19 protein-coding genes are annotated in these 22,495 nt (G+C 70.8%); 4 read left to right on the top strand and 15 right to left on the bottom strand.

The window, feature by feature from the left end; translation table 11 throughout:
* Nucleotides 1-43 precede the first annotated feature (43 nt).
* Nucleotides 44-1,567 carry an alpha/beta hydrolase gene (locus OG782_RS04300; RefSeq protein WP_406458840.1) on the top strand — a complete coding sequence of 508 codons (1,524 nt, stop codon included), beginning with the start codon at nt 44-46 and terminating at the stop codon, nt 1,565-1,567.
* 65 nt (nt 1,568-1,632) lie between these two features.
* Here OG782_RS04300 and OG782_RS04295 read toward each other — a convergent pair whose 3' ends face one another.
* The 13 genes from OG782_RS04295 to OG782_RS04235 form a co-directional block, all read right to left on the bottom strand.
* Nucleotides 1,633-2,682: an NAD-dependent epimerase/dehydratase family protein gene (locus OG782_RS04295; protein WP_406448051.1), complete on the bottom strand. Its 1,050-nt coding sequence runs from the start codon at nt 2,680-2,682 to the stop codon at nt 1,633-1,635.
* Nucleotides 2,683-2,746: 64 nt separating this feature from the next.
* Nucleotides 2,747-3,460, bottom strand: a complete 714-nt coding sequence (locus OG782_RS04290; RefSeq protein ID WP_406448050.1) for a lysophospholipid acyltransferase family protein — start codon at nt 3,458-3,460, stop codon at nt 2,747-2,749.
* 291 nt (nt 3,461-3,751) lie between these two features.
* Nucleotides 3,752-5,869, bottom strand: a complete 2,118-nt coding sequence (locus OG782_RS04285) for a glycoside hydrolase family 6 protein (RefSeq protein WP_406448049.1) — start codon at nt 5,867-5,869, stop codon at nt 3,752-3,754.
* Between the two features lie 223 nt (nt 5,870-6,092).
* The gene (locus tag OG782_RS04280) at nt 6,093-7,586 is read right to left on the bottom strand and encodes a GH12 family glycosyl hydrolase domain-containing protein (protein WP_406458838.1); all 1,494 of its coding nucleotides are present in this window, start codon (nt 7,584-7,586) and stop codon (nt 6,093-6,095) included.
* Nucleotides 7,587-7,630: 44 nt separating this feature from the next.
* The gene (locus OG782_RS04275; protein WP_406458836.1) at nt 7,631-10,387 is read right to left on the bottom strand and encodes a glycoside hydrolase family 48 protein; all 2,757 of its coding nucleotides are present in this window, start codon (nt 10,385-10,387) and stop codon (nt 7,631-7,633) included.
* Nucleotides 10,388-10,535: 148 nt separating this feature from the next.
* A complete protein-coding gene (locus OG782_RS04270) occupies nt 10,536-12,068 on the bottom strand; it encodes an endo-1,4-beta-xylanase (protein ID WP_406448048.1) in 1,533 nt (510 codons plus the stop codon).
* Nucleotides 12,069-12,843: 775 nt separating this feature from the next.
* A complete protein-coding gene (locus tag OG782_RS04265) occupies nt 12,844-13,242 on the bottom strand; it encodes a cupredoxin domain-containing protein (protein WP_406448047.1) in 399 nt (132 codons plus the stop codon).
* A gap of 3 nt (nt 13,243-13,245) precedes the next feature.
* Nucleotides 13,246-13,827: a hypothetical protein gene (locus tag OG782_RS04260; RefSeq protein WP_406448046.1), complete on the bottom strand. Its 582-nt coding sequence runs from the start codon at nt 13,825-13,827 to the stop codon at nt 13,246-13,248.
* A gap of 212 nt (nt 13,828-14,039) precedes the next feature.
* Complete coding sequence (locus tag OG782_RS04255) at nt 14,040-14,198, bottom strand: hypothetical protein (RefSeq protein WP_393055031.1); 159 nt, start codon at nt 14,196-14,198, stop codon at nt 14,040-14,042.
* Between the two features lie 66 nt (nt 14,199-14,264).
* Nucleotides 14,265-15,215, bottom strand: coding sequence for a cytochrome c oxidase assembly protein (locus tag OG782_RS04250; protein ID WP_406448045.1), 951 nt, complete (start codon nt 15,213-15,215; stop codon nt 14,265-14,267).
* Nucleotides 15,216-15,333: 118 nt separating this feature from the next.
* Complete coding sequence (locus OG782_RS04245; RefSeq protein ID WP_406448044.1) at nt 15,334-16,359, bottom strand: 6-phosphofructokinase; 1,026 nt, start codon at nt 16,357-16,359, stop codon at nt 15,334-15,336.
* Between the two features lie 143 nt (nt 16,360-16,502).
* Entirely contained in the window at nt 16,503-17,231 is a 729-nt protein-coding gene (locus OG782_RS04240) for a type 1 glutamine amidotransferase (protein ID WP_406448043.1), read from the bottom strand.
* Nucleotides 17,232-17,265: 34 nt separating this feature from the next.
* Entirely contained in the window at nt 17,266-18,504 is a 1,239-nt protein-coding gene (locus OG782_RS04235; RefSeq protein ID WP_406448042.1) for a MurT ligase domain-containing protein, read from the bottom strand.
* A gap of 254 nt (nt 18,505-18,758) precedes the next feature.
* Here OG782_RS04235 and def point away from each other — a divergent pair, with 254 nt between their 5' ends.
* Nucleotides 18,759-19,313, top strand: a complete 555-nt coding sequence (def, locus tag OG782_RS04230) for a peptide deformylase (RefSeq protein WP_406448041.1) — start codon at nt 18,759-18,761, stop codon at nt 19,311-19,313.
* A 14-nt stretch (nt 19,314-19,327) separates the two neighbouring features.
* Here def and OG782_RS04225 read toward each other — a convergent pair whose 3' ends face one another.
* The gene (locus OG782_RS04225; RefSeq protein WP_406448040.1) at nt 19,328-19,978 is read right to left on the bottom strand and encodes a TetR family transcriptional regulator; all 651 of its coding nucleotides are present in this window, start codon (nt 19,976-19,978) and stop codon (nt 19,328-19,330) included.
* Nucleotides 19,979-20,150: 172 nt separating this feature from the next.
* On the opposite strand from OG782_RS04225, the gene OG782_RS04220 reads away from it, so the two are divergent.
* Both OG782_RS04220 and OG782_RS04215 read left to right on the top strand, forming a co-directional pair.
* Nucleotides 20,151-21,380, top strand: coding sequence for an acyl-CoA dehydrogenase family protein (locus OG782_RS04220; RefSeq protein WP_406448039.1), 1,230 nt, complete (start codon nt 20,151-20,153; stop codon nt 21,378-21,380).
* A 154-nt stretch (nt 21,381-21,534) separates the two neighbouring features.
* Nucleotides 21,535-21,933, top strand: coding sequence for a hypothetical protein (locus OG782_RS04215; RefSeq protein WP_406448038.1), 399 nt, complete (start codon nt 21,535-21,537; stop codon nt 21,931-21,933).
* A 42-nt stretch (nt 21,934-21,975) separates the two neighbouring features.
* On the opposite strand, the gene OG782_RS04210 is transcribed toward OG782_RS04215, so the two are convergent.
* Entirely contained in the window at nt 21,976-22,464 is a 489-nt protein-coding gene (locus tag OG782_RS04210; RefSeq protein WP_406448037.1) for a glutathione peroxidase, read from the bottom strand.
* Nucleotides 22,465-22,495: the final 31 nt, after the last annotated feature.

Genomic DNA, 22,495 nt, shown 5'->3' with positions numbered 1-22,495 from the left:
AGCAGCGCTCGGCTCGGCCGGCGCTCTGATCGCGGGCACGCTCATGGCGGGTGCGATATCCGCACCCGCCGCCACTGCCGACGGCCGCCACCACAGCGGCTCCGAGGCACGCGGAGCGCAGCTGGCCGCAGCACGCGCGGCCAGGGCCGGCATCGACTGGGCGGACTGCCCGGCCGACTGGGCCATCGCCAAGCCGATCCAGTGCGGATGGGTCACCGTCCCGCTCGACTACGCCAAGCCCGACGGCAAGCAGATCCGTCTCGCCGTCGACCGGCACGTGAGCACCGGAACCAGCAGCGAGCGTCAGGGCGCCCTGATCTACAACCCGGGCGGCCCCGGCGGCTCGGGCATGGCGTTCCCCAAGCGGATAGCCACCAAGAGCCCCCTCTGGGTGAACACGGCCAAGGCCTACGACTTCGTCGGCTTCGACCCGCGTGGCGTCGGCCACTCGGCGCCGATCTCCTGCATCGACCCGCAGGAGTTCGTCAAGGCGCCCAAGGCCGACCCGGTCCCGGACTCCGAGGCCGACAAGAGCGCCCAGCGCAAGCTCGCCGCCGAGTACGCGGACGGCTGCGCCGAACGCAGCGGCGAGATGCTGCCGCACATGACGACGCCGAACACCGCACGGGACCTGGACGTCATCCGTGCCGCGCTCGGTGAGAAGAAGCTCAACTACCTGGGCGTCTCCTACGGCACCTACCTGGGCGCCGTCTACGGCACCCTCTTCCCGTCCCATGTCCGCCGCATGGTCGTCGACAGCGTCGTCAACCCGGCGAAGGACAACATCTGGTACCAGGCCAACCTCAACCAGGACATCGCCTTCCAGAAGCGCTGGGACGACTGGAAGACCTGGGTCGCCGCCAACGACGCGTCCTTCCACATCGGCGACACGCCCCAGAAGGTTGAGCAGGAGTGGCTGAAGCTGCGCGCAGCCGCCAAGAAGAGCCCGATCGGTGGCGTCGTCGGACCCGCCGAGCTCATCGGCTTCTTCCAGAGCGCCCCGTACTACGACTCCGCCTGGGCGCCCACCGCCCGGACCTGGAGCGCCTACCGGGCCGGTGACACCCAGGCACTGATCGATGCCGCCGCCCCCGACCTGTCGGACACGGCGGGCAACATCCGGTCCGAGAACAGCAACGCCGTCTACACGGCGGTCGAGTGCGCGGATGCCAAGTGGCCCACCAGCTGGCAGAAGTGGGACCGCGACAACAGCCGGCTGCACAGGGACTACCCGTTCATGACCTGGTCCAACGCCTGGATGAACCTGCCCTGTGCGACCTGGCAGGCCGAGCAGCAGACGCCGCTGGACGTCCGCACCGGCAAGGGCCTGCCCCCGGTGCTGATCGTGCAGTCCACGCGTGACGCCGCCACTCCCTACGAGGGCGCCGTCGAGCTGCACAAGCGCTTCAAGGGCTCGCGCCTCATCACCGAGGAGGGCGCCGGATCGCACGGCGTCACCGGCCTGGTCAACCCCTGCATCAACGAGCGGGTGGACAGCTACCTGCTCACGGGCAACACCGACCGGCGCGACGTGACGTGCACCCCGCACGCCACGCCCAAGCCGTAGCACCTGAGTGACAGGACGGGCCGCCGGCAGGATTCCGGCGGCCCGTTCGCATGGGCGCGCCCGCCTCACGCCGTCCGGTCGTACCGCTCCAGCCAGGCGTCCTCCGCCGCGTAGTCGAAGAGCCCGGTGCCGTAGGACCGCACCATGGCCGGGTACGCGTCCGTCCAGTCGCGGTCCGCCAGCTGCGCGGTGATCCACGCGACCGTCTCCGGCAGCGACTCGGCATAGCCCGTCACCGGCCGGTACCCGAGCTCGCGCTCCGCGGCCGTCATGTCGTACACGACGGGATGCGCGCTGCTCCAGGGCGTCGAACCCACATCCTCCGCCGTGGGTTCGCCCGGCATCAGTACGGTCTGCGACCGCCGCCCCAGTACCGCGTCCACCGCCTCGCCGATCTCCGCGACCGTCGGTGCCTGCGGATCGGCGGCGTTGAGCACGCGCGAGCCGGGCCGCAGGGCGGCGAGCCGGATCAGCTCCGCCGCGTTGGCGGAGTGGACCGGATGGAAGCGCGAGGATCCCCCGTAGGCCAGCACCCGCCGGGCGCGGCCGTCCAGGGCCCGCTTCACGAAGTAGAGCTCGCGCGGCGAGCGGCAGTACGGACCGTGGACCGCACCCGCCCGCAGCAGCGTCACCGGCAGGGCGTCACCGGCCGCCAGGAGATCCTGTTCCAGCCGGATCTTCCGGCTTGCGTACGTGGCCCCGCCCGGTGCGACGGTGCGCTGCGACTCCGGGATCGGGACCGGATAGCACGGAGCCCCGTCCGGCTCTCCCTGCGTGTCGAAACTGCGGCCGCGGTCGTCCTCGTAGACCGCACCGCTGGAGACGACCACCGCCGAGCCGATCCGGCCGCCCAGCTCCGTCAGCTGCCTGGCGTGCTGCTCCCCGTACGCCACCATGTCCACCAGTACGTCGCAGCCGTCGCCGAGGGCCGCCGCCAGGGCGCCGTCCTCGTCGCGGTCCAGCGCCACCGTCCGGACGCCGCCGTCCCAGCTCGCGTCACGGCCACCGCCGCGCGAGGCCGCGGTCACCTCCCAGCCGTCCCCGACGAGCGAGCGCACCGCCGCCCGCCCGATCTGCCCCGTAGCACCCAGCACCCATGCGTGTCCCTTGCTCATGCACCGCACGCTAGGCGGCTCCCGGCGCCCTGACCAGCGGGGTTCACCGACCGCGAATCCGCTGTCAGCGTCGGCGCTTGGGGAACTTCCCCGCGCGCTTCGACTGGTCGGCCGCCTTCGCCTTGGCCGCGTACTCGTCGACGTACTCCTGACCGGAGAGTCCGAGGATCGCGTACATGATCTCGTCCGTGACCGCGCGGATCGCCGCCCTCTCGTTCTCCAGGCCGGCGTAACGGGAGAAGTCCAGCGGCTCGCCGAAGCGGATGGTGACCTGCTTGATGCGCGGGACGACCTTTCCGGGCGGCTGGATCTCGAACGTGCCGACCATCGCGCACGGCACCACCGGCGCCTGTGCCCGGATCGCCATCACCGCCACACCGACCTTGCCCTTGTAGAGCCGGCCGTCGTGCGAACGTGTCCCCTCCGGATAGATGCCCAGCAGCTCGCCCCGGCCCAGCACCCCGAGCCCCTCACGGATCGCCGCCTGCCCCGCGTCCTTCCCTGACCGGTCCACCGGAATCTGTCCGGCGCTGCGGAAGAACGCGGCGGTCAGCCGTCCCTTCACACCCGGCCCGGTGAAGTACTCCGCCTTGGCGAGGAAGGTGATGCGCCGCTTGATGATCGCGGGCATCAGGAAGTGGTCGGAGAACGACAGATGGTTGCCCGCGACGATGGCCGCGCCGTCGGCCGGGATGTGCTCAGCACCCTCGATGACGGGGCGGAAGAACAGTCGCAGCAGCGGCCCCAGGACGACGTACTTGAGCAGGTAATAGAACACGGCACCTCTCTCCGGTCTGCCGGACGGCCGCCAGGGTGGCGTTCGGCCTGGTCCGGCCATGTGACTGTCAGTTTCCCGCAGAGTTGACCGCTACCCCTTCATGCGGGGGTTTCGCCGTCGGCGGGGCGCCGCGCGGCGAGGTGCCGGTCGTACGGCGGACGGGGCGGTGCCGAGGGGTCGCGCGCATGACACCGCCCCCTGCCGGTTTCTCCGGCAGGGGGCGGGTCGGACGTGAACCCGGGGCCCGGCCCCGTCACCGTGTCAGTACGGGGACGGAGGCCGCAGGCAGGGTCAGGGGGCGGTGCCCCAGGAGAGCGCACCGGCCACGTACACGCCGATCTTCGACGCGTCGGCGAAGGTCGTGGACGTCGAACGGCTGTAGTCGTCCGCCTCGTTGAAGTTGGACCAGTCGCTCTTGTTCAGCCGCAGCTGCATCTCACCGGTGGAGGCGCCCGCCGCCAGGGTGCCGCTGCCGAAGCCGACCTCCAGGTAGTGACTGGCACCGGCCGCCGAACCGGCGGACTTCACGCCGTGCGTCAGGGTCCCGCAGCCGATGACCGCGTAGTCGCACGAGGTGCCGAAGGTGGAGGCACCCGCCTCGGGCGTGAACCAGTAGCGCAGCTTCACCGTGGACAGGTCCACCGCGGTGCTGCCGGTGTTGACCAGCTGCAGACCCATGCGGATCTGGTTGTCGGTCGCCGAGGAGTCGGTGTTCTTGTACTGCGCCTTGAGAGCGCCCGTTCCCGTACCGCCGCCCGCCGAGGTGGTGACGGACAGTGCGGCGGAGGCCGCCGAGACGTTGCCGGCCGCGTCCTTGGCCTTGACCGTGTAGCTGTAGGCGGTCGAGGCGGTCAGACCCGCGTCGGTGTACGAGGTCGTGGTGGAGGAGCCCACCTGCGCACCGTCGCGGAACACGTCGTAGCCGCTCACACCGGTGTTGTCGCTCGACGCCGTCCAGGACAGCGAGACGCTGCCGCTGGTCTTCGCCGTCGCGGTCACACCGGTCGGCGCGGTCGGCGCCTGGGTGTCGCCGTCGCCGCCGCCGGGGGTGCCGTCGAGCGCCGGGTAGGCGTTGCGCACGAGCTCCTGGAACTGCGCGGAGAACCAGTGGCCCGCGAGCGGGGAGTTCGGCAGCGCGCCCGTCAGGTTGTTGCCGTTGCGTCCGTTACCGGTGTACGTGGGGTCGCACATCCGGTCGAAGCCCTTGCCCTCGTCGTTGTCGATGGGGGCGCTGTTGCCGTCCGACTCGCCCGGGGGCTTGGCCCAGACGTACGCGTCGATGCCGGGCTCGGGTGCGGTGGTGGGACGCTCGCCGATGCCGGCGCCGCTCTGGTTGCACCAGTTGCCCGCGTGGATGCGCCGGTCGACCCGGCCACCGTCGACATAGGCGTCCACACCGGTCGTCGGACCCGGGCCGGCGGGCCGCCGGCTGCCGCCCCAGCCGTTGCGGGCCGTGTCGATCAGCATGCCGATGTCCGAGGCGAAGCCCTGGCTCACCAGCTCGGTGCGCAGCGCCTGTGCGAACGACAGCTCATCGACGTAGTAGTTCCAGTCCACCCACTTGGACTGGCGGACCGTGGTGCCGTTCACCGAGTCGGTGATCTTGAGGTTCGGCTCCTTGAGAGCCGAGTAGTTGGCCGTGTTCACGATGAAGCCGGTGACGTCTGCGACCGTGGCGCCCTCGGACGTGGCGGCCTTCTTGAACTCCTGGGCGGCGGGGACGAAGTTGGAGTCCCAGCCCAGCCAGCCGTGGTGGGCGGCGTCGATGTAGTTGTAGACGTTGGGAATGGCTCCCAGGGTGTGCAGGGCGTAGCCGACACCCTTCTCGTAGTTGCCGTTCGCCTTCATCGTGGCGCAGGCCTCGGTGGAGCCGGCCGAACCGCCCGCGTTGGTGACCAGGTTGGGCAGGGAGTCCGGCTCGATGATGGTGACGATGCGCAGGCTCGCGTACGCCGGGTCGGCGAGGATGTCGGAGATCGGGTCGATGTACTCGTTCTTGTACCGGTCGAGCTCGGTGGGGCCGAGTTCACCGTTGGACGCCAGGGCGGCACAGTCGCGGCCCGGCAGATCGTAGATGACGACCTGGAACAGGTTCGCGCCCTGGTCGAGTGCGGTGTCCAGGTGCTCGCGCAGGCTCATCGCGGTGGCCGAGCCCTCGATGGCCGCGATGCGGTCCATCCAGACGAAGCCCGGCTCGTCGGCGATGGCGCTGCCGCCCGGCTCGGCCGCCGCCTTGGCGGACCAGTCGGGGTTCACGTACGCCGTGGAGCCCACATAGGGGTTGTCGACCCGGGCCGCCGCGGCGGCGGGGGTGGGGATGGCCACCGCCAGTGCCGCGCCCATGGCCAGGGCGGAGACTGCGGCCAGCCTTCGGCGTAGCCCGTGCATGATGGTGCCTCTGGTACTCATTGCGGCTCCGTGCTCCTCTCGTGCGCCCGCGGAAGCTCTCCGCGGACGGTTCATGGGGGTGTGCTGCATGGGGGCGGGGGCCCCCGGGGCCGCCGTCGGCGTAGACGGTGGCCCGCGGTGTGTCCGTGAGGACGGGGGTGGTTCCCCGATGGCGGGCGCAGCGGGGTGGGATGGAAGACCCGCCATCGGGAGTTCAGTGGGTGACCGGCCGGTCAGCGGCAGGTCACGGGGCGGTGCCCGAGACCAGGGCGCCGTTGATGTACACCCCGGCCTTCGAGGCGTCGGCGAAGGCCGTGTTGGCGGCCCTGCTGTAGTCGTCGGTCTCGTCGAAGGCGGACCAGTCGGCCTTGTTGAGCCGCAGCTGGAGCTCCCCGGTGGAGGCGCCCGCGGCGAGGCTGCCGCCGGTGAAGCCGACCTCCAGGTAGTGGTCGGCGCCCGGCCGGGAGCCGGCGGCGGCCACGCGGTGGGTGACCGAGCCGCAGCCGATCACCGCGTAGTCGCACGAGGTGCCGTACGAGGCGGTGCCGGACTCACCGCTGAACCAGTAGCGCAGCGTGACCTCGCTCAGGTCGACCGCCGTGGTGCCGGTGTTGACCAGCTGGAGTCCGGGCCTGATCTGGTTGTCGCCCGGCGACGAGTCGTTGTTCTTGTACTGCGCCTTGAGCGCGCCGGCCGTCCCGCCGCCGCCCGCCGCGGTGGTCGCCGGGACCTCGGCGGAGGCCGCCGAGGTGTTCCCCGCCGCATCCCTGGCCCGCACGGTGTAGCGGTGCGAGGACGAGGCGGCGAGGCCCGTGTCGGTGAACGAGGCCGAGGAGGTGGAGCCCGCCTTCACCCCGTCGCGGTAGACGTCGTACCCGCTGACCGCGGTGTCGTCCGTCGCCGGGGTCCAGGACAGCGAGACGGAGCTGTCCGTCGTGCCGGTCACCGCCACGCCCACCGGCACGGTCGGGGCCTGGGTGTCCTGCCCACCGCTGCCGGACCCGGTGCTCGCCTCGAACGAGAACCCGTTCATCCCGAGTCCCTGACCGCCCTGCCAGATCTCGAACCCGGCCTCGGCGTCGATCAGGTAGTGCGACGGGTCGATCGACCCACGGCCGACGCCGTCGTCGATCAGCCCCTTCACATCGAAGCCGGCGAGCTCGGTGGCGCCGCCCTGGAGGACGTACGAGATCACCTTCCAGCCCGAGGCGCCGGGACCGGTCCAGACGTCCCAGGTCCGGCCGTCGAGCTGCACCGTCGCGGTGCGGGAGCCGATCGGCTGGACCCCGCCGCGGTGGTTCATCCAGATCATGACCTCGGTGCCGTCCGGCTGGTCGTCGGTGACCGGCGCCGAGTTGAACCAGATGTCCATCGACACGTTGTACGCGCCGGAGTCGACCTGGGTGGTCGACCAGTCGGTGCGTACGCTGCCCAGTTCGTCGACCCGCAGGGGCAGTCCGCTGTCCGAAGTGCAGGCTCCCCAGTGACAGCCCTTGTAGCTGGAGGGGTACGTCGCCGGAGCGCCGTTCGTCGGCAGGGAGAACGAGGACTTGGTGACGCTCCAGGCTCCCGTGTCCGGGTCGACGCTCACGCACTGCTCGGCTTCGGAGTTCCACTCGTTCTGCTGGTAGAGGTACTCCCCGCCCCGCAGTTCGGTGGTTCCCCACTGGCTGCAGTCGGTGACCGGCGCCGCCGATGCGGGCGCGGCACCGGTGAGCAGCGACGCCGCGGCGAGCATCAGCGCCGCCGCCGTCCCGGCCAGGGCCGGGAACCGCAGGCCCGTCACGGCGCGACCCCCCAGGCCAGGGCGCCGGCGACATAGGCACCGACCTTGGAGGCGTCCGCGTACGCGGTGTTGGCGGCCCTGCTGTAGTCGTCGCTCTCGCTGAAGTTCGACCAGTCGCTCTTGTTGAGCCGCAGCTGGAGCTCGCCCGTCGAGGCGCCGGCGGCCAGCGTGCCCGCACCGCCCGTGAAGCCGACCTCCAGATAGCGGTCGGCACCCGTCTTCGGGCCGGCCACGGCGACCACCGAGTGGGTGATGTTGGCGGAGCCGAGCGCGGCGTAGTCGCAGTACGTGCCGAAGGTGCTCGGGCCGCCGTCGGAGGTGAACCAGTAGCGCAGCTTCACCGTCGACAGGTCGATCGGGGCGCTGCCGGTGTTGACCAGTTGCAGCCCCATGCGGATCTGGTTGTCGGTCGCGGAGGAGTCGGTGTTCTTGTACTGGACCTTGACCGCGCCCGTGCCGGTCGAACCGCCGCTCTTGGTGGTGGCGGTGACCGCGGCCGACAGTGCCGAGGTGTTGCCGCCCGCGTCCCGTGCCGCGACCGCGTAGCTGTACTCGGTGGACGCGGCGAGGTCCGCGTCGGTGAACGCCCGGGTGGTCGCGTTCCCCGCCAGCACTCCGTTGCGGTACACGTCGTAGCCGGTCACGGCCACGTTGTCGGTGGCGGCCGACCAGGAGAGCGACACGCTGCTGCTGGTCGTCGCGGTCACGGTCAGACCGGCCGGAACCGTCGGGGCCTCGGTGTCCCCGCCCGGCTCGCCGCCGCCCTCCACCAGCAGCTCCGCGTAGATCGCGAAGGCCAGTGCGAGCGCGGCCTGCGCCCAGAACCGGTGGTAGGTGAAGGTGGGGGCCGCGCCGCCGTCCAGGTAGGCCTGCACCTTCGGCCAGTCCGGGTCGTCCTTGTACCAGCTGCGGATGTCGATGAAGGTCGAACCCGGCTCGATGGTGTCGCCGTTGGGCATGGTGCCCGACCATCCGGCCGGGATGTACACCTCGTCGTTGAACCGGTTGTAGTCCTTCCTGGTCTCCGGCACCGAGATGCCCTTGTCGGTGGTGTTCAGCGCCATCGCGTCCAGCAGCGCCTTGGCCAGCGCCGCGGCGTCCTCGTCACCCGACTTGGCGGCGTAGTAGGTGAGCGTCTTGACGTACGCGGCGCCCACACCGACGTCGTTGGCGTAGTCCACGACCGTGACGTGCAGAGCGGAGTTGTTCCCCGGGCTCGCCGCGTTCCAGGTGTCCGGCTGACCCGTCCAGTTGAGCGTCGACGGGAAGCGGAAGCTGCCGTCGGCGCCGACCGTCGTCTCGGACGAGGCCCAGGCGACCCACTTGGACAGCACCGCCTTCGCGGACGCGTTGCCCGTCTCGTGGTAGTACGCGGCCAGGCGCTCCATGCCCCAGGCCTGGAAACCGAACCAGTTGTTGCTCGCCGGGTCGTGGTAGACCGGCTGCCAGTCGTAGGCCATGCCGTAGAAGGTGGACGTGCCGGCCGGCGGCTCGCCGTAGCTCCCTTCCCAGCTGTTGGTGCAGCCGCCCGCGAAGGCGCCCTCGCTGGACTGCAGCCAGGTCAGGAACTCCAGCTGCCGGGTGAGGCTCTTGGACCAGTCGCCCCTGGCCGTGGCCGACTTGGGGGTCAGCGACGGCACGTTGGACAGCGCCCAGGCCGCCAGCGGGTTCTGGTAGCCCTGGTGGGAGGCGCCGTCACCGATGCGCCAGGCCCAGCCGCCGCCGCTGCCCGCGGCGGCGCCGCCCCAGGCGTAGTACCAGGACAGCAGGTAGTGCTGGGAGTCCCGGCCCGATGCGGCCGGGCAGGAGGCCGGGTCGGTGCAGTCGCCGATCCGCTTGAAGTACTTGTCGAACATGGCGTAGCGGAGGAAGTCGCCCATCTTGGCGGCCTTCGCGACCGAGGCCGCGACCTCGCTCCCCTTGCCCTGGTCCGAGGCCCAGCGGTACGCCCAGTAGGCAGCCTGCACCGCGCGGGCGTCGGCGTCCGGCGCGTTGGTGTACTTCCACTGCTTGGCATAACTCGCGTCGCCGACGAACAGGTCCAGATACCCGTTGGGACCGCCGTACTTGAAGAGGTCGGTGGTCGGCTGCGGGACCGTCTCCCACACCGACTCCTGGGCGCCGCGCTGGTAGGTGTTGATGTACGAGGCTCCGGCGCCCGGCCCGGACTCGCCACCGGTACCCGGCTTGTTTCCGTAGCCGTAGACGTTGTCCAGGTCCATCAGCCAGTGCATGCCGTAGACGTCCATCGTCCCGTAGGACGAGGCGAGTTCGGTGGCCAGCGGGTCCGTGCCGACCTTGACCGTGCCGTCCAGGGCGGAGGGGTAGCCGCTGGGCAGCGGGTGTTCCGGGGCGTAGGTCGCGGGAGCCGAGGGGTTGTAGGAGTCGGCGGTCGACTGGTCGGCGTGCTGGGGAATGATGGTCTTCTCGGCCACCGCCCAGGCCGCGTTGAACGGTGCCCAGTCACCGGTGACCCGGCCGTACGCCGCCTCCAGCCACATCCAGAAACTCACGGCCTCCGACGTGGTCTGGTGGCCGTGGTCGGGCGCCTCCACCATCAGGGTCTCGACCGAGTGGTACGGCAGGCCCTCCGGGCTGAAGTAGCCGTTCGCGGACGCCTTGATCTTGCCGTACTGGGTGAGGAAGGCCTGCGTGTACGGGTCGTCGGCCGCGGCCGCCCTGGCGCTGCCGCCGGCCGCGGAGGTGGCGGGCCTGGCGACGGCGGTGCCCTGCGCCAGGCCGGCGGCGAGCATGCTGCCGCCCAGGGCGCTGCTGAATGTTCTACGTGATATCGACACAAATCCTCCATTGGCGGGTGTCGTTGGGGGAAGGGAGGAGGTGAAAGCGGGGATGGCGGGGAAGGGGGTGGAGCGCAGGAGTGCGGGCCGGTGCGGCCGGAGGTCAGGGCTCGATGCCCCAGACCAGCTCGCCGCCGGCGTAGACGGTGACCTTCGGGGCGTCCGCGTAGGAGGTGCCGGCGTTGTGGCTGTAGTCGTCCGACTCGTCGAAGTCCGACCAGTCCGTCTTGTTCAGCCGCAGCTGTATCTCGCCGGTCGTGGCGCCCGGTGCCAGGCTGCCGCTGCCGAAGCCCACTTCGAGGTAGTGGTCGGCGCCGGCCTTGGGGGTGCTCACGGCTGCGACCCGATGGGTCACGGTGTTGCAGCCGATCGGGGACCAGTCGCACCAAGTGCTGTACGTGGAGGCGCCGTTGTCGGAGGTGAACCAGTACCGGATCGTCACCTCCGGGAGGCTGGCCGCCGTCGCTCCGGTGTTCACGAGTTGGAGACCGGGCTTGATCTGGTTGTCACCCGCCGAGGAGTCGCTGCTGCGGTACTGCACCTTCAGCGCGCCGGGGTCGCCGCCCTCCCCGCCGTCGTCGCCGCCCAGCGCGGTGCGCACGGCGTCGTAGGCGGGCTTCGGCGTCAGGTTCTCGTCGTACAGGTTCGCGGAGCCCTGACCCGGGAAGGTGCCCGGAACCCAGGAGTACTTGTCCGTGTAGTCCCAGACGGTGATCCCCACGCAGCGCTCGACGGCCAGACAGGCCTCGGTCACCTGCCGGTAGTACGCGGACTGGGTGGCCGCTTTGGTGGCGTCGGCGGGCAGCTGCATGCGTACATCGAGTTCGGTGACGGCGACATCGAGACCCAGGTCGGCGAAGCGCTGCATGTTCGCCCGCATCTCGTACGGGAAGCCGTACTGGACGGCCAGATGTGCCTGCATCCCGACCCCGTCGAGCGGCACGCCCTCGTCGACCAGCTTGCTCGCCAGCGCGTACATGGCATCGCTCTTCGCGCCGAGACCTTCGATGTTGTAGTCGTTCAGGTAGAGCTTGGCGTCCGGGTCCGCGGCGTGCGCGGTGCGCAGGGCGGTGGCGACGTAATCGCTGCCCATGGCGGTGTGGAAGGGGCTGGCGCGGTAGGTCCCGTCCTCGTTGAACGGCTCGTTCACCACGTCCCACGCGGCGACCTTGCCGCGGTAGTGCGTGGCCTCCTCGGTGATGTGGTTCTTCATCGCCGCCTCCACCTGCGCCGGCGGCAGCGAGCCGACCCAGCCGGGCAGCTGGCTGTGCCAGACGAGGGTGTGGCCGCGCACGGTCTGGCCGTGCTGCTGCGCGAAGTCGGTGACCACATCGCCCTTGGCGAAGTCGAACCGGCCCTGCACCGGCTCGGTGGTGTCCCACTTCATCGAGTTGCCCGGGGTGATCTGCCCGAACTCGGAGCCCAGAGTGGCCGCGTAAGCGGCGTCGGGCAGTTCGGGATTGTCAGTGGCGGAACCGAAGTACTTGCCCTGTGCGGCGGCGAGTTCATGCAATGTGCCCTGCGGGGCGGCCGTCGCCGGTCCGCCCGCCAGGGTGGTCGCGAGGGCGAGGGCGCCGACCAGGAGGGCCGGGAGCCCTCTGGTGCGGCGGGGTCTGCAGCGCTTCACCAAGCTCATGACGAACGCCTTCCTCGGCCGGGCAGCGTCGAGCGTTACGGGGAGCGCGGCTGCGCCCCGTAACACCCTTGTCGTCACCCGGTGTTGGGGGAGAAGGGAGGGGAGTGGAGTGTGCAAGTCTTGATTGTGGGAGCGCTCCCAAAGTGGCGTGGCGACAGGCACCTGTCAAGAGTTAAATCACAACTGCCTTAAGAGCGCGTTAACTCGGACGCACGCCGAACGGGCGCTTCGCGCGGGGCCGTTGGCGGTCCCGGGAGGAGTGCCGGGCGCCGGTCGGGATGCGTGGTCCAGCCGGGCTCACGGACGTGCTCGCGCAGGCGCGGCCGGCGCCCGTGCGCGGGCTGTGCCGCGCCCGCCGCACGCGTTCGCATTCGCGCGCGAACGGCTGCGCGCCGTCGCCCTTCGGGCCGGCCCGTGACGGCGGGTCCGCATACAGCCGGTGACGGATGGCGAGGCCCGGCTCCCTGCGCGCCGGTGGCGGACCGCCCGCGCCGCACCGCCCGGCCGAGGGGCCGCACCGTTCGCAGTCGCAGAGGAACCGGCAGGACAGGGCCCTGCCGGACGCGGACTCCAGCGCCGCGGCAGGCGCCACCCGCAGGGTGGACGGAGCGCGCTGCCTGACCGGCCGTCCGCACACCATGCGCGACAGAGCGTGATGGGAGGGTGGCGTGGTGCGGGAGGGGCGAACGGGGTCCAAGCGGTGCCCGGAGGCCCTTGGCTGCCATACGCGATGGCGTACGGCGGCCAAGGGCCGTGGCATGGAAAACCGAGGGTCTCAGCGGACCGTGAGCGTTCCGTTCATCGTCGGATGGATGGTGCAGATGTACGGATACGAGCCCGGCCGGGCCGGAGCGGTGAAGGTGACCGTTTGCCCCGACTTCACCTGGCCGGTGTCGAAGGCCTTGTCGCCGGTGGCCGTCACCGTGTGGGTCGCCGCGTCCTTGTTGGTCACCGTGATCTTCGTGCCCGCAGCCACGGTCAGCGAGGCCGGGTGGAAGGCGAAGTCCTTGATGGTGATCAGTGCGCCGCCGCGCGGGGACGGTGAGGCCGAGGACGGGCTCGGGGAGGGGGAGGATCCGCCTCCGCCTCCGGAGCAGCCGGTCAGCGCGGCCACGCAGACGGCCGACACCGCGACGGCGACGCGGGCCCTGGCGGGAAGCAGTGCGAGGAGCATGGATCAGTAGCCTCCGCCGCCGCTGGAGGACGACGAGGGTGACGGGGAGGACGACGAGGGTGACGGGGACGACGACGGGGACGGCGCGGTCTTCGTGATCTTGTTCCCGGCCGGGTCGAGCACGTACCACGCCGCACCGAAGGCGTTCGACCCCTGACCGTTGGTGTCACCTGCGCTCGTGTCGCCCGCGTAGTGGTACAGCGGGTGCCCGTTGTAGGTGATCTGCTTGCTGCCGTCGGCACGCGTGGTGGTGCCCAGCAGGCCGGCGTTCACACCCTTTCCGGCGACCGGCTTCCCGGTGGTCGTCACGGGCGGCCAGGCCTGCGCGCAGTCGCCGTCGCAGGTCGACTTGGAGGAGGTGTCCGCCCCCCAGAGGTAGAGGGTGCGTCCGTCGCCGTCGACGAGGATCGTGCCGAGCGGGCCGGACACCGAGGCCACGGTGGCCGCTGCGGAGGCGGGCGCCGAGGCCGGCTTCGAGGTGGCGGTCGCGGACGGGGTGGCGGTGGTGCTCCCACTGCCCCCGCCGCTGTCCGAACACGCTCCGAGGGTGGCGGCCAGTACCGTCGCCAGTACGGCAGCGGACAATCCTGCGCGATATCCCACCATGAACTCCACGGGCCGGGGGCCGCCTGACGGCAGCGCTGTGGGCCCCAACGTAGGGTCCGGGCGGCCCCGGCCCGCGCAGGCGCTCGGCGCGTACCCCAGGCAGGCACCGTCCGGGCGTACGCGACCGGGCCCCGTCGCGCGGGCCGGAGCGACGGGGCCCGGTCGTGTGCGCCGCGGGTGTCCCGGCCGGCTCAGGTCTCGCGTGTGGCGACCATTCCCATGGTGATCAGCCCCAGCACCACCCAGCCGAACCAGAGCCAGCCATTGCTCCCCAGGGCCACCGTGTAGGCGGTGACCGCCACCAGGGCGCCTACGGTGAGTACTCCCATTGTCTTCGTGGATCCGGACATGCGCGCACCCTCCTCATCGGCCGCGCGGCCGTGGATGCCATCGTCTCCCCGAAAGCACGTCCACCGCTACTGTCCGCGCGCCTGCAGCGAGGCGAGATACGCGTTGTACGCCTGGAGCTCCTGGTCGCCGTCCCGGTCCGCGGCCCGGTCCGAACGCTTCGCCGTCCGCTGTTCCGAGCGGTACCACTGGAAGACCAGGGCCACCAGAACCAGCACCGACGGGATCTCGCTGAACGCCCAGGCGATACCGCCCGCCGCGTTCTGGTCGGACAGGGCATCGATGCCGAGCGAGGCCGGGGGATTCTCGTAAACCTTCACCATCGGCTGGCTCGCCATCATCAGCGCGATGCCGAAGAAGGCGTGGAACGGCATCCCGGCGAACAGCTCCAGCATCCGCATCAGATAGCCCGGGCGGTGCGGCCCCGGGTCGATGCCCATGATCGGCCAGAAGAAGACCAGCCCCACCGCCAGGAAGTGCACCATCATCGCGAGGTGCCCGGCCGTCGAACCCATCAGGAAGTCGAAGAGCGGGGTGAAGTACAGGGCGTACAGGCTGGCGATGAACAGCGGGATGGTGAACACCGGATGCGTGATGATCTTCATGTACCGGCTGTGCAGCAGCATGAGCAGCAGTTCGCGGGGCCCCTTGGTGCCACGGCTCGCGACCGGCAGGGCGCGCAGCGCCAGGGTCACGGGAGCGCCCAGGAGCAGCAGGATCGGCGACAGCATGCTGATCACCATGTGCTGCACCATGTGCACGCTGAACATGACCATGCCGTAGTCGTTCAGCTTGGTGCACATCACCAGCGCGATGCTGAGCACGCCGACGACGAAGAAGACGGTCCGGTTGACCGGCCACTCGTCCCCGCGTCTGCGCAGCCGCACCACCGCGTACCCGTACAGGAGCACCGCGAGGACGCAGCCGGTCAGGAAGAACGGGTCCGCGGAGAACTGGAGGCCGCGTCCCAGCGTGAACGGCGGCAGATCCATGTTCATGCCGTGCCCGCTGTGATCCATCTGTTCACTCCTGATGGGGACGCCGGGACGTCCCCGTTTCGTGCCGGTTGTCCCGACCAGAGTAGAACTGCCCCCGGCCGCGTTCGCGGCCGGGGGCAGTCTCAGGTCGTGGCGTCGCTCAGAGCACGCACTCGGCTTCGGAGTACCGCTCGGCGGGGACCGTCTTCAGCGTCTCCACGGCGTCGGCCAGCGGGACCATCGTGATCTCCGTGCCGCGCAGCGCCGTCATCATGCCGAACTCGCTGCGGTGCGCCGCCTCCACCGCGTGCCAGCCGAAGCGGGTGGCGAGGACGCGGTCGTACGCGGTCGGCGTGCCGCCGCGCTGCACATGGCCGAGTATCACCGGGCGGGCCTCCTTGCCCAGGCGCTGCTCGAGCTCGATGGAGAGCTGGGTGGCCACGCCCGCGAAGCGCTCGTGCCCGTAGATGTCCTTCACACCGGTGTCGAACTCCATGGAACCTGCGCGCGGCTTGGCACCCTCGGCGACCACGACGATCGCGAACTTCTTGCCGGCCGAGAAACGCCGGCCGACCAGCTCGGTCAGCTCGTCGATGTCGAAGGGGCGCTCCGGGACGACGATGGCGTGCGCACCGGCCGCCATGCCCGAGTGCAGGGCGATCCAGCCGGTGTGGCGGCCCATGACCTCGACGATCATGACCCGCTGGTGGGACTCGGCGGTCGTCTTCAGCCGGTCGAGGGCCTCGGTGGCCACGCCCACGGCGGTGTCGAAGCCGAAGGTGACGTCCGTGGACGCGATGTCGTTGTCGATCGTCTTCGGCACGCCGACGATGGGCAGTCCCGCCTCGGACAGCAGGTTCGCCGCCTTGAGCGTGCCCTCGCCGCCGATCGGGATGATCGCGTCGAGGCCGAGGTCGGCGACATGCCCCCTGGCCGTCTCGACGCCGCCGCGCAGATGCGCGGGCTGGACGCGCGAGGAGCCCAGGATCGTACCGCCGCGGGCGAGAATGCCGCCGACCGCGTCCAGGTCGAGCTTGCGGTAGTCGCACTCCAGGAGGCCCCGCCACCCGTCGTGGAAGCCGATGACCTCGTCGCCGTGGTCGACCACAGCGCGGTGGACGACGGAACGGATGACGGCATTGAGGCCGGGGCAGTCGCCGCCGGAGGTGAGCACACCAATTCGCATTGCCCGGGAAACCTTTGCAACGTGGGCCGACGACCGGACCACGTCGTCCGGTTGAATCCCCGCCACCCTACCGGCGCAGGGTGGCGGGACCGAACCCGGCGTCCGCCTGCTGGACTCCGCTCAGACGAGCGAAATGAGCCTCATCAGGCGGGCTGCGTCGCCGAGGCGATCCGCTCGGCGCGCAGCGCCTCGTACCAGCGGTCGTCGGTCGGCGGCAGCGCGTTCACATCGAGGGCCAGTTTCAGCAGCAGGTCCGCCATCAGCGGGTTGCGCGCCATCACGGGCCCGTGCATGTACGTACCGAAGACGGTGTCGTTGTACGCCCCCTCGGTGCCGTCGCCGGTGCCGTTGCCCCGGCCGAACTGCACCCGGGCCAAAGGACGTGCCGTCGGGCCGAGATGGGTGACGCCCTGGTGGTTCTCGAAGCCGGTGAGCGGCGGCAGCCCGAGGTGCGGGTCGATGTCCGCGAGTACGTCGCCGACGCACCGCGCACCCTCACCGCGGGTGGACACCACATCGAGGAGCCCGAGGCCCTGCTCGCGCTCACCGAGGTCGTTGATGAACTCGTGCCCCAGGATCTGGTACCCGGCGCAGACCGAGAAGATGATCGCGCCGTTGGACGCGGCCCGGCTCAGACCGCCGTCGCGGCGCAGCCGCTCCGCGGCGAGACGCTGCGGCCGGTCCTCACCGCCGCCGATCAGATAGATGTCGCCGGACGTGGGCACCGGCTGGTCGCTGCGCACGTCGACGCGCGACACGTCGAGTCCGCGCTGACGGGCCCGTCGCTCCACGACGAGGGCGTTGCCCTGGTCGCCGTAGGTGCTCAGCAGGTCCGGGTAGACCCACACCAGCCGCAGGCTGTTGTTGCTCATGCTTCGTCCTCTCCGGAGGGGGCCGGGGCCGGGGTCAGTTGCCGACACGACGGCGCAGATCCTGGAAGGCGGTGTAGTTGGCGATGACCTCGATACGGCCCGGCGGCGCGTACTGCACGGCCTCGTCGAGGTTCTCGCAGACCCGGAAGTCGAGACCGGCCACCTCGAGGCGGACCGCGAGGTCCAGCTTGCGGTCGCCGAGCACGAAGATCGGGTGGCCCGCGAGCTGGGTGTAGTCCACGTCCCACAGCCACGAGGTGTCCGTGCCGTCCGCGCCGCGGGCGTTGACGGAGAGGATCACCGGGGTGGGCGGCGGATCGATCAGGGAGAACGTCTCCAGCCAGCCCGCCGGGTTCTTCGCCAGCAGCAGCCGCAGCTCACGGCCGAGGAAGGTGACCACGTCGTAGCGGCCCGCGACGGCCTGCACCTGGTACATCCGCTCCAGGGCGACCTGCGGCGGCACCCCGAAGACGGCGGCCACGGCGGCCGAACTGGTGGCATTGGCCTTGTTGGCGCGGCCGGGCAGCTGGAGGTGGATCGGCCACGCCGAACCGTGCGGGTCGAGCACGTAGTCGCCGTGCAGGACCCAGCTGGGCGCAGGGCGGCGGAAACCGCACTGACCGCAGAACCAGTCGTCACCGGGGCGCTGCATCACACCGCCGCAGGACGGGCAGGACCAGGCGTCGTCCTTCCACGCCTGGCCGGCCGCCACCCACACCACATTGGGGGAGGAGGAAGCCGCCCAGACGATCAGCGGGTCGTCGGCGTTGGCGACGATCACGGCCTTGGAGCCGGACAGCCCCTCACGCCACTTCTCGGCCAGCATCCGGGTCTCCGCGGCCCGGTCCAGCTGGTCGCGCGAGAGGTTGAGCAGCGCGATCACCTTGGGTGTCGTGTCGCGGGCGACGCCCGCGAGGTACTTCTCGTCGACCTCGATCACGCCGTACTGCGCGTCCGAGCCGCCGGCCAGGGCCGAGGTGATGCCCGCCGGCATGTTCGCGCCGAGCGCGTTCGACACGACCGGGCCCGCAGCCCGCAGCGCCTCCGCGATCAGCCGGGTCGTGGTCGTCTTGCCGTTCGTCGCCGACACGAGGATCACGTCCAGGTGCTGCGCCAGCCGCCCGAGCAGGTCGGGGTCGAGCTTGAGCGCGACCCGGCCGCCGATCACCGATCCGCTGCCCCGCCCGGCCGCTCGCGACACCGCCGCAGCGGCCTTGCCCGCCGTCACGGCCAGCTTGGCCCGCGGCGACAACGGCTCCGTGTTGCCTGCCATCGTCCTAGATCCTCCTTGCATCGGTCCGCACCCAGCCTATCGATGTCCGGCGCGCCGGAGGCACGGCGGCACCGTCCGGGCCGTGGAGTTCCTGTGGAACGTGCACCCTCGGCGCCGGGGTGAGCGGGTGGCCGGCCCGCGGTGAACACCGGTGCCGGGCGGGGCCGGGGACCTCCCGCGGCCGGGCGGACCTCTCCTCGGCGACGTGTGCGCAGGTGGCGGCGGTGTGTCGGGGGGATTCGGCGGAACGTACGATGGCCGCCATGCGAAACCGCCCCATCCCCGGCAGTTCAGGACTCGTCCGGACCATGAGCCTGCAGGGCGACCCCGTGCTCCACGCCGCGTGCGAGCCGGTCACGGAGTTCGGGCCCTCTCTCGCCCGGCTGGTGGAGGACCTGTACGCCACGATGTACGCGGCGCAGGGCGTCGGGCTCGCCGCCAACCAGGTCGGTGTGCCGCTTCGGGTCTTCGTCTTCGACTGCCCCGACGACGAGGACGTCCGCCACCTGGGACATGTGGTCAATCCCACGCTCGTCGAGGCGGACGGCCTCACCGTGCGCGGTCCCGAGGGCTGTCTCTCGCTCCCGGGGATCGAGGCCGGCACACCGCGCTTCGACCGGGCCGTCGTCGAGGGTTTCACGGTCGGCGGCGAGCCGGTACGTATCGAGGGGACCGGGTTCTTCGCCCGCTGCCTCCAGCACGAGTGCGATCACCTCGACGGCACGGTCTACACGGACCGGCTGACCGGACTGCGCCGTGCGCGGGCGCTGCGTGCGGCCCGCCGGGCGCCCTGGGGTCGCACCGGCTGACCGGCCCCTCCCGGTCAGAAGCCGGGGCCGCCCGGACGGTCGCTCACGGCGGCCAGCCTGCCCCAGAGCAGATCGGCCAGGCTGCGCACCAACTGCTCGCGCGAGCAGGGGCGTTCGCCGAGCCACCAGTCGCCCGCCGCGTGCATCATGCCGACGATGCCGTGGCCCCAGATCCGCGCCATCTCCTGGCTGTCCGGCCCGAGATCGACCCGCTCAGCGATGACGGTGGCGAGCTCCTCGCCCAGCCGGCGCAGCAGGGGTGCGGAGTGCCGCCCGACGTCGAAGCCCTGCTCGGGCGAGGGCACCGCGTCGTCGGACGGGTGCATCAGGAAGCGGTAGACCTGCGGACGGGCCTCGATCGCGGCGAGATAGGTGTCGAGCGTCGCCTCGACCCGCTCGCGGCGCTCGGCGGGTGCGTCGAGCGCGGCGCGCAGGGCGCTCAGCAGGGCGTCGGTGTGCCGCTTGGCGAGGGCGCGGTAGAGGCCGCCCTTGTCGCCGAAGTGCCGGTAGAGGATGGGCTTGGTGATTCCGGCCTCCGCCGCGATGGCGTTCATCGAGGCCCCGGGGCCGTCCCTGAGCACCACACGGTCGGCGGCCTCGAGCAGTTCGCGGCGGCGGCGCTCGGCCGCGGTCCGCTGCCGCTCGGCCTGTCGTGTGCTCTCCATGTCGCTTCTCCCACCCCTGACCGTGCAATGTCCGTCCTGCCTGCGCAACGTAACACCCTGGCCAGTGCCGTGCGGTTCGCCGGCCGAGCTGTTGACAGAGGCTACTTGTCGGTAACAGACTGTTGTTACCGGAAGTAACGATCGATGTCCGAGGCAGTACGTGGAGGGGAACATGGCCGAGTTCACGCTCGAGCTCAACGACGACCAGAAGCAGGTCCGTGACTGGCTTCACGGCTTCGCCGCGGACGTGATCCGTCCGGCAGCTTCGGAGTGGGACGAGCGTGAGGAAACGCCCTGGCCCGTCATCCAGGAGGCGGCCAAGGTCGGAATCTACTCCCTCGACTTCTACGCCCAGCAGTTCTTCGACCCGACGGGCCTCGGAATCCCGATGGCGATGGAGGAGCTGTTCTGGGGCGATGCCGGTATCGCCCTGTCGATCGTCGGTACGGGCCTGGCGGCCGTCGGCGTCCTCGCCAACGGCACCGAGGAGCAGATCGGTACCTGGATCCCGCAGATGTACGGCGATGCCGACGATGTGAAGGTCGCCGCCTTCTGTTCCTCCGAGCCCGACGCCGGCTCGGACGTCGCCTCGATGCGTACCCGCGCCGTGTACGACCAGGCCAAGGACGAGTGGGTCCTGAACGGCACCAAGACCTGGGCGACCAACGGCGGCATCGCCAACGTCCACGTCGTCGTCGCGGTCGTCGACGCGGAGCTCGGTTCCAAGGGGCACGCCTCCTTCATCGTGCCGCCGGACACCGCCGGGCTCTCCCAGGGCCAGAAGTTCAAGAAGCACGGCATCCGTGCCTCGCACACCGCCGAGGTCGTCCTGGAGGACGTGCGGGTGCCCGGCCACTGCCTGCTCGGCGGCAAGGAGAAGCTCGACCAGCGTCTCGCCCGGGCCCGCGAGCGCGCCGCCTCCGGCGGCGGCGAGCGGGTGAAGAACGCGGCGATGGCCACCTTCGAGGCGTCCCGCCCGGCCGTCGGCGCCATGGCGGTCGGCACCGCCCGTGCCGCGTACGAGGTCGCCCTCGACTACGCGAAGACCCGGACCCAGTTCGGCCGCCCGATCATCGACAACCAGGGCATCGCCTTCCAACTCGCCGACATGCGCACCCAGATCGACGCGGCCCGTCTGCTGGTCTGGCGCGCCTCCTGGATGGCGACCGCGGGCAAGCCGTTCGAGTCCGCCGAGGGCTCCATGTCCAAGCTGTACGCCAGCGAGACCGCCAAGAAGGTCACCGCCCAGGCGATCCAGATCCTCGGCGGCAACGGCTTCACCCGCGAGTACCCGGTGGAGCGGATGCATCGCGATGCCGCGATCTACACGATCTTCGAGGGGACGAGCGAGATCCAGCGCCTGGTGATCGCCCGCACGCTGTCCGGGATGCCGATCCGCTGACGCACCGGCCCCGGCGCCCCATCCGGCCCCCGTTTCCTGCCGCACAGGCCGGAGGCGGGGGCCGGTCCGTCTGCCGGTGCCGGATGGTGTGCGCGTGGCATGTCCCTGTAGATTCCCCGTGAAGATCGTGGCCGGCCGATGGAGGGGGCAGTACATGCGGAGGTCCACCACGGGTCGTGTCGCGGCCGCTGCCGCCGTCGCGTTCGGGCTCGTCGTCGCCGCACAGGGCACGGCGTCCGCCGCGCCGAAGTCGGTCGACGCGAGCTTCGGCGGATACGGCGGATGGAACCCCGACCCCTACGGCGACATCCCCGGCGACGCGATCCGCGCCTGTGACACGTCCGCGGACGGCTGGTCGATCGAGGTGAAGCTCGACATCGGCCGCGACGGCACCTGGGACCGGACCGTGAACACCCGCGGTCACAACTCGCCCTACTGCAGCCCGTGGAAGAGCGGCAACATCAAAGAGGGCACGCCCGTGAGCATCCAGGTGGCGAACGTGAACGACGGCGTCACCTACCCCAAGGGCTCCCTCCTGCTGAGCCACGCCTGACGGCGGTCCCCGCCCGTCGCGCGGGCGGGGCGCCGGAAGTCCTCAGGCGGGAAGCAGGGCCTCGATGGCGGCGACGACCTCAGGGGCGTCCGGCTCCGTGCGGGGGCGGATGCGGGCGACCGGCTCGCCCGCGGGGGAGATCAGGAACTTCTCGAAGTTCCACTGGATGTCACCGGCCTCCCCGTCCACGTCCGCGAGCCGGGTGAGCTCCACGTAGAGCGGGTGCCGGCCGGCGCCGTTGACATCGGTCTTCGCCAGCAGCGGGAAGCTCACCCCGTACGTCGTCGAGCAGAATGTCTGGATCTCCTCCGAGCTCCCCGGCTCCTGGCCGCCGAACTGGTTGCACGGGACGCCGAGCACGGTGAAGCCCCGGTCCCCGTACTCCTTCTGGAGCCGCTCGAGACCGGCGTACTGCGGGGTCAGCCCGCACTTGGAGGCCACGTTCACCAGCAGGACCGCCCGGCCGCTGTAGGCGCCCAGTGTGGTCGGCTCGCCGGTGAGGGTGTGGAGCGGGATGTCGTGCAGCGTCATGGGTGTCTCCTCGTCGGTGTCTTCCGGAGCC

The sequence above is a fragment of the Streptomyces sp. NBC_00876 genome (genome assembly GCF_045207435.1).
Taxonomy (GTDB): Bacteria; Actinomycetota; Actinomycetes; order Streptomycetales; family Streptomycetaceae; genus Streptomyces.
This window is presented reverse-complemented; position numbering and strand designations above follow the sequence as displayed.

Coding starts and splice junctions, on each gene's coding strand:
- OG782_RS04275 (WP_406458836.1), bottom strand. CDS start 10,387: ATGCTCGCCGCCGGCCTGGCGCAGGGCACCGCCGTCGCCAGGCCCGCC.
- OG782_RS04255 (WP_393055031.1), bottom strand. CDS start 14,198: ATGTCCGGATCCACGAAGACAATGGGAGTACTCACCGTAGGCGCCCTG.
- OG782_RS04285 (WP_406448049.1), bottom strand. CDS start 5,869: ATGAGTACCAGAGGCACCATCATGCACGGGCTACGCCGAAGGCTGGCC.
- OG782_RS04295 (WP_406448051.1), bottom strand. CDS start 2,682: ATGAGCAAGGGACACGCATGGGTGCTGGGTGCTACGGGGCAGATCGGG.
- OG782_RS04245 (WP_406448044.1), bottom strand. CDS start 16,359: ATGCGAATTGGTGTGCTCACCTCCGGCGGCGACTGCCCCGGCCTCAAT.
- OG782_RS04215 (WP_406448038.1), top strand. CDS start 21,535: ATGCGGAGGTCCACCACGGGTCGTGTCGCGGCCGCTGCCGCCGTCGCG.
- OG782_RS04225 (WP_406448040.1), bottom strand. CDS start 19,978: ATGGAGAGCACACGACAGGCCGAGCGGCAGCGGACCGCGGCCGAGCGC.
- OG782_RS04300 (WP_406458840.1), top strand. CDS start 44: ATGGCGGGTGCGATATCCGCACCCGCCGCCACTGCCGACGGCCGCCAC.
- OG782_RS04240 (WP_406448043.1), bottom strand. CDS start 17,231: ATGAGCAACAACAGCCTGCGGCTGGTGTGGGTCTACCCGGACCTGCTG.
- OG782_RS04265 (WP_406448047.1), bottom strand. CDS start 13,242: ATGCTCCTCGCACTGCTTCCCGCCAGGGCCCGCGTCGCCGTCGCGGTG.
- OG782_RS04220 (WP_406448039.1), top strand. CDS start 20,151: ATGGCCGAGTTCACGCTCGAGCTCAACGACGACCAGAAGCAGGTCCGT.
- def (WP_406448041.1), top strand. CDS start 18,759: ATGGCCGCCATGCGAAACCGCCCCATCCCCGGCAGTTCAGGACTCGTC.
- OG782_RS04280 (WP_406458838.1), bottom strand. CDS start 7,586: ATGCTCGCCGCGGCGTCGCTGCTCACCGGTGCCGCGCCCGCATCGGCG.
- OG782_RS04235 (WP_406448042.1), bottom strand. CDS start 18,504: ATGGCAGGCAACACGGAGCCGTTGTCGCCGCGGGCCAAGCTGGCCGTG.
- OG782_RS04270 (WP_406448048.1), bottom strand. CDS start 12,068: ATGAGCTTGGTGAAGCGCTGCAGACCCCGCCGCACCAGAGGGCTCCCG.
- OG782_RS04210 (WP_406448037.1), bottom strand. CDS start 22,464: ATGACGCTGCACGACATCCCGCTCCACACCCTCACCGGCGAGCCGACC.
- OG782_RS04250 (WP_406448045.1), bottom strand. CDS start 15,215: ATGGATCACAGCGGGCACGGCATGAACATGGATCTGCCGCCGTTCACG.